Here is a 6,105-nt window from a genome sequence, read left to right as displayed (position 1 = left end):
GGCCGCCACCAGCGCCATGCGCCGCACCGGGTCGTGCCCCCGCCGCCGCACGGCCCAGCGGGCGGACGGCACGGGCACGAGGATCACCGGTCCCGCGCGGGACTCCGCCTTACTTCGGCCTGGTTCCGGCCCCAGACCGGCGCACACGGCTCCGGCCAGGGCCGCGCCCAGCGCCCCGGTGAGCGCCAGCGCGCCCCGTTCCTTGTGCGCGAGGAGGAGTGCCCGTACCTCCCGCGCGTACGGAGCGGCGGCGTGCACCACCGGCAGCCCGGGCGGCTCGGGCACCGGCCGCACCCGGCGCGGCTCCGCGCGCTCCAGCAGCGCCCGGCACCGTCCGCACAACACAGCCGGTGGTGACCCGCAGCCGCCGCACTCGGTCGGCAGCGCAAGGTCGCTGAGGTCCCGCATCCATCCCCGCATGCCCACCACTGTGCCGAGGCCCGGCCGACCCGGCCAGCCCTGTGGAAAACACCCCTGTGGACAACCCCGACCGGGGCCCGACACTCCTCACCCGAACGAGTGAGGAGCCCCAGGAACCCGCAGTTCAGCGCGCTGTTATCCCGGATAGACCGGCGCCGTCCCGTCCTTGTCCACCTTCTGCCACTGCGCCCCGGACGGCAGCCGGACGATCCCGTCCTCCGAGTAGGCCACCAGCGGCACCCGGTCGTCCTCGGCGGCGGCGATGGCCTTCACCCGCGACAGCGCGGCCGGCCCCGGACCCTCCAGCGCGGAACCGTCCACCTGCACATAGCGCATCTGGTGCACCCCGCCCTGCTCGCGGCCGACCACGACGAGGCGGCTGTCACCGGCCCAGGACAGCGCGGTGACCTGCTCCATGTCGGGCGCGGCGGGACGCGGGTCGACGACGGCCGGCGGCTCGGCCGGGGTGTCCCCGTTCCCGCTCTGCGCGTCGCTTTCGGCGCGCACGCTGTCGCCGCCCTCGATCCGGCCGATGAGCAGGGACTGCTTGTCGCCCTTGGCCGCCACGACCAGCGCGACCCGCGCCCCGTCCGCCGCGACCCGCACGTCCCGGATCGGGCCGGGCAGCTCGGGCAGCGTCACCGCGACCGGCTTGCCGGTGCCCTGCGGGACGACGTAGAGCTGCGGCCGGGCCGGGTTCAGGTCGGCCACCCACAGGTCGCCCCGCGCGTCCCAGCCGGGCCTGCTCAGCCGGGTGTCCGCGCCGGGCCCCTGACTGGTCAGCACCGGCGGTTCCAGCGGGACGGAGGCGGCCAGCGGGGTCACGTACAGGGACCTGCCGTCCGCGCTGACCCCGGCCGCCGTGCGCTCGTCCCGCGAGACGGCGACCGACCCGAGCTGCTTCGTGCCCTCGCCGAACGCGCCCGGCACCGGGGTCCCACGGGTGCCCGCGCCGGAGGCGGGCAGCCGGATCAGCCGGTGCTTGCCGTCCAGGTAGTAGAGGTAGTCCGGACTCTGCGCGGAGGCGTGCCAGGCGACCGAGTCCGCGCGGCTCTCCGGCAGGTCGCACAACTGGTCCCCGTCGGGCCCGCGCAGGTCGACCGACTGCAGGGTCGGCGCCAGGTTCCGCAGCGTGAACAGCAGTTGGGTCGCCATCTCCGTGCAGCGGGCCGGGCCGACGTGGGCCGCCTTGGCGTTCAGCGGCACGGTCAGGTTGTTCTCGTCGTCCGGGGTCAGGCCGGTGGTGCCGTCCTTCAGCGCCGTACCGGTCGGGAAGCTGGACCTCACCACCGGTCCGAGCCAGGCGGTGGGCCCGCGCAGCAGGGAGCTCACCAACTGGGTCATCGGGTCGACCTTGCTGCGCATGAACACCGGGTCGGCCACCGCCACGGGGTCCCCGGTCGTCCCGGCCCTGGTGTGGTTGGCGAAGTAGTACTTGTCGACGGACGTGTAGTTGCGCTGGAAATCCGACTTACCCATCACCACACCGTCGGGCAGCGCGTCGATGCGCCACTGCCCGCTCTTGGGGTCCTGGATCAGATGCACCCTGGCGCGGTAGTCGCCGTGCGCCGGGGCGTACGCCTGCTGATCGTCCACCGTGGCCACCCGGTCACCCGCCAGGGCGTACATGCGCCCGGTGTTGGGCTCCCGGCCGGCCGGCGGGGTCTCGGCCATGATGCCGGGCCCGTCCGCGAGCACGGTGGCCGACCTCTCCGGCTGCCAGGCGCGCGCCGCCTGCGCGGTGAGGTACTTGCGCGCCGTGTCGTAGTGCGGATCGTCGCTGGTCAGCGCCTCCAGGAAGCCCTGCATGATCTCGCTGGGGGAAGCGCCCTCGGCGGGCGGCACGGCGAAAACCCGTACCCCCGTGTCCTGGCGGGGCGTGGACTCCACGTTGCGCAGATCCCCGCTGTCGGGCATCGAGGCGCAGCCGCCCAGCAGTACGGCCCCGCAGACCGCGTATGTCACCGCGCGCCCCGGCGTACGCCGGGCGCCCCCCTCGCGGTCAGCGACCACGGAACGCCTCCCCTGCCTCGGTCGAGTCCTGCTCCGCCGGTTCCGGGCCGTCGCCCGCACGCGGGTCGGGCACCTGCGTGCCGGTCCTGTCGTCGGGCCGCCGTCCGCCGTTCGCGGGCCGGGGCACGACACGGTTGCCGTTGCCGTTGCCGGGCAGCGCCGTCGGGTCGGCAACCGGCGTGGCGGCGCCCTGACGCGGCGGGAGCGCGGACGCGTTGCCGCCGTTCTGCTGCACCGGGACCGTCGCCAGCTTTTCCGCTCCCCCACGCGGAGTGCCCCCGTCGTCCAGGCCCCGGTTACGGCGCGAGTCCTTGGGCTCCAGCGGTATCGGCGAGCCCCGCAGCGGCTCGTCGGCGGTACGCGGCAGGGTCAGCCGGAACTGCGAACCGCCGCCCGGCTCGCCCCACGCCTGGAGCCAGCCGCCGTGCAGCCGGGCGTCCTCCAGCGCGATCGACAGCCCGAGCCCGGTGCCGCCGGTGGTACGCGCGCGTGCCGGGTCGGCCCGCCAGAAACGGCTGAAGACACGAGTGGCCTCGCCGGGCTTGAGCCCGACGCCGTAGTCCCGCACCGCGACGGCGACGGCGCCGCCCGCGCTGGCCAGCTTGACCACCACGTCCTTGCCGTCACCGTGCTCGACCGCGTTGACCACGAGGTTCCGCAGTACCCGCTCCACCCGCCGGGCGTCCGCCTCGGCGACGACGGGCTGCAGATCGCCCACGACCCGGATACGGCTGCCCTTGCGCTCGGCGAGCGGCTCGGCACCCCCGACGACCCGCCGGACGACCTCCCTGAGGTCGATCGGCTCGGCCTCCAGCGCGGCCGCTCCCGCGTCGAACCGGCTGATCTCCAGCAGGTCCGCGAGCAGCGACTCGAACCGGTCGAGCTGGTCCGCCAGAAGCTCGGCGGACCGCGCGGTCATCGGGTCGAAGTCCTCGCGGGCCTCATGAATGACGTCGGCGGCCATGCGGACGGTGGTCAGCGGGGTGCGCAGCTCGTGCGAGACGTCGGAGACGAACCGCCGCTGCATCCGCGAGAGGTCCTCGAGCTGCTGGATCTTGAGCTGAAGGTTCTGCGCCATCTTGTTGAAGGCTTCGCCGAGGCGCGCGATGTCGTCCTCACCGGTGACCTTCATCCGCTCCTGCAGCCGCCCGGCGGACAGCCGCTCGGCGATCCCGGCCGCCATCCGCACCGGCGTGACGACCTGCCGCACCACCAGCCAGGCGATCGCCCCGAGCAGGACGACCACGAAGAGACCGGCGGTCGCCAGAGTGCCCTTGACCAGGCTGAGCGACTTCTCCTCCTGCGTGAGCGGGAAGAGGTAGTACAGCTCGTACGGGTGGCCGTTGGGGTCGTTGACCTGCTTGCCGATGACCAGCGCGGGCTGGGACTCCTTGCGGTTGCTGTAGACGATCCGGGTGTAGCTCTGCGCGGCGGCGGTGCTGGAGCTGCTGTTCACTCGGTCGCGCAGGCTCGCGGGCACGCTCTCGGCCGGGCTGACGTACCCGGAACCACGCGGGCTGCGGCCGCCGCCGCTGTCGTCACCGACGGGCAGCGTGACCACGTCGAAGGCGCCCGAACCACCGCTGGACAGCGACTCCACGAGGTCGCTCATCCACTGGATGACGTTCTGGGACTGCTGGCCGTCGGTGCCGTTGCCGCCCGTGCTGCCGTGGGTGGCGGCCGCGGTCTCGTCCGCGCTCTGCCGGGCCACGGCGAAACCGCCGGTGGCCTGGCTCTGCGACGCCTTGACCTTCGCTTCCAGCAGGCCGTTGCGCACCTGGCCGATGACGACGAAGCCGAGCAGCAGCACGACACCGAGCGACATCAGCAGGGTGGTGGCGACGACCCGGAGCTGGATGTTGCGCCGCCACAGCCGCATCACGGGCAGCAGCGGGCGGCGCACCCAGCGGATGAACAGCCGGACGACCGGACTGCCCTGGACACCGCCGCTCAAGAGGGCGGCGGTGAAGAGGCGGCCCCGGCGCGGATTCCCCGCACCGCGGCCGGACGCGCGTCCCGGACCGGCGCCGGGCCGGCCGGGAGCCGAAGCGGCGCTGTCCCCGGACATGTCAGCTCGGTCCGGCCTTGTAGCCGACACCGCGGACGGTCACCACGATCTCGGGCCGCTCCGGGTCCTTCTCGACCTTGGAACGCAGCCGCTGCACGTGCACATTGACCAGGCGGGTGTCGGCGGCGTGCCGGTAACCCCAGACCTGCTCCAGCAGCACCTCGCGGGTGAACACCTGCCACGGCTTGCGCGCGAGCGCGACGAGCAGGTCGAACTCCAGCGGGGTCAGCGCGATCGACTGCCCGTTCCGCTTCACGGAGTGCCCGGCCACGTCGATCACCAGGTCGCCGATGGTGAGCTGCTCCGGCGCCGGCTCCTCCGACCTCCGCAGCCGCGCCCGGATACGGGCCACCAGCTCCTTCGGCTTGAACGGCTTCACGATGTAGTCGTCCGCGCCCGACTCCAGGCCCACGACGACATCGACGGTGTCGCTCTTGGCGGTGAGCATCACGATCGGCACCCCGGACTCCGCCCGGATCAGGCGGCACACCTCGATGCCGTCCCTGCCGGGCAGCATCAGGTCCAGCAGCACCAGATCGGGCTTGGACTCCCGGAAAGCGGCCAGCGCCTTGTCCCCGTCGGCTACGAAAGACGGCTCAAAACCTTCACCACGCAGCACGATGCCGAGCATCTCGGCCAGTGCGGTGTCGTCGTCGACGACAAGGACTCGTCCCTTCATAAACGACATCATCCCATTCTCATAACGACGACAGAGCCGCAGGTGAGGCACGTCACTGGCCTGTGACGATAGTCGTACGGGGCGGTCACTGTCTGCCCCTGCCGCGCAGGGGACGGCTGCCGGGGCCGAACGGGCGGGCGGCTCCGGCAGCCGGTGCGGGTCTCAGGCGGCCGGCGTGGCCCGGGCCCGCGTGGACAGCGCCGCCAGCGCCTGAGGGGTCACCGGAGAGACGGTCCCCTCCTCGGTGACGATCGCCGTCACCAGTTCGGGCGGTGTCACGTCAAACGCCGGGTTGTACGCCTGCGTACCCAGCGGCGCCAACGGCACCCCGCCGCCTCCGCCCACCGCCGACGCCTGGGGCGTGAGGATCTCGGTCACCTCGAAGCCCGGCCGCTGCTCGACCTCGATGGACGCCCCGTCCGGGGTGTCCGGGTCGATGGTGGTCACCGGCGCCACCACGATGAACGGCACGTGGTGGTAGCGCGCCAGCACCGCCAGCGGATAGCTGCCGACCTTGTTCGCCACCGAGCCGTCGGCCGCGATCCGGTCCGCGCCGACCAGCACCGCGTCCACCTCCCCGGCCGCGAACAGCGAACCGGCCGCGCTGTCCGTGAGCAGCGTGTACGCCATCCCGCTGCGCGCCGCCTCCCACGCCGTCAGACGCGCCCCCTGCAACAGAGGGCGCGTCTCGTCCACCCAGAGCCGCCGCAGCCGCCCCACCCGGTGCGCGGCCAGCGCCACGGCGAACGCCGTGCCCTCCCCGCCCGACACCAGCGCACCGGTGTTGCAGTGGGTCAACACCCGGTGGCCGCCGCCCGGCATCATCTCGTCCAGCAGCGCCAGACCGTGCGCGGCCATCCGCGCGCTCGCCTCCGCGTCCTCCCGGTGCAGCGCCTGCGCGGCGGCGAGCGCCGCCGTCGCCGCC

The 6,105-nt window shown here is 73.4% G+C and carries 4 protein-coding genes and 1 pseudogene; all 5 read right to left on the bottom strand.

What is annotated here, in order from left to right; genetic code table 11:
* A pseudogene (locus GT030_RS21580) lies at positions 1 to 420 on the bottom strand (ComF family protein); the annotation flags it as partial.
* Positions 421 to 555: 135 nt separating this feature from the next.
* Positions 556 to 2,433: an LpqB family beta-propeller domain-containing protein gene (locus GT030_RS21575; protein ID WP_346009705.1), complete on the bottom strand. Its 1,878-nt coding sequence runs from the start codon at positions 2,431 to 2,433 to the stop codon at positions 556 to 558.
* Positions 2,423 to 4,501, bottom strand: coding sequence for an MtrAB system histidine kinase MtrB (gene mtrB, locus GT030_RS21570; protein ID WP_202460389.1), 2,079 nt, complete (start codon positions 4,499 to 4,501; stop codon positions 2,423 to 2,425). The genes GT030_RS21575 and mtrB overlap by 11 nt, the downstream gene beginning before the upstream one ends.
* Position 4,502: 1 nt before the next feature.
* A complete protein-coding gene (gene mtrA / locus GT030_RS21565) occupies positions 4,503 to 5,192 on the bottom strand; it encodes a two-component system response regulator MtrA (RefSeq protein ID WP_190045392.1) in 690 nt (229 codons plus the stop codon).
* A 150-nt stretch (positions 5,193 to 5,342) separates the two neighbouring features.
* On the bottom strand, positions 5,343 to 6,105 hold a 763-nt coding region (locus GT030_RS21560; protein WP_161202512.1), incomplete at its 5' end, for an S-methyl-5-thioribose-1-phosphate isomerase.

Origin of the sequence: Streptomyces sp. SID1328 (genome assembly GCF_009865595.1) — a bacterium.
Taxonomy (GTDB): domain Bacteria; phylum Actinomycetota; class Actinomycetes; order Streptomycetales; family Streptomycetaceae; genus Streptomyces; species Streptomyces griseoluteus.
Note: the sequence above shows the minus strand (reverse complement) of the source record. Positions and strands in the feature narration are given on the sequence as shown.

Bases quoted from the DNA above. Each gene is read 5' to 3' on its own strand.
- mtrB (WP_202460389.1), bottom strand. From the start codon at position 4,501: ATGTCCGGGGACAGCGCCGCTTCGGCTCCCGGCCGGCCCGGCGCCGGT.
- mtrA (WP_190045392.1), bottom strand. From the start codon at position 5,192: ATGATGTCGTTTATGAAGGGACGAGTCCTTGTCGTCGACGACGACACC.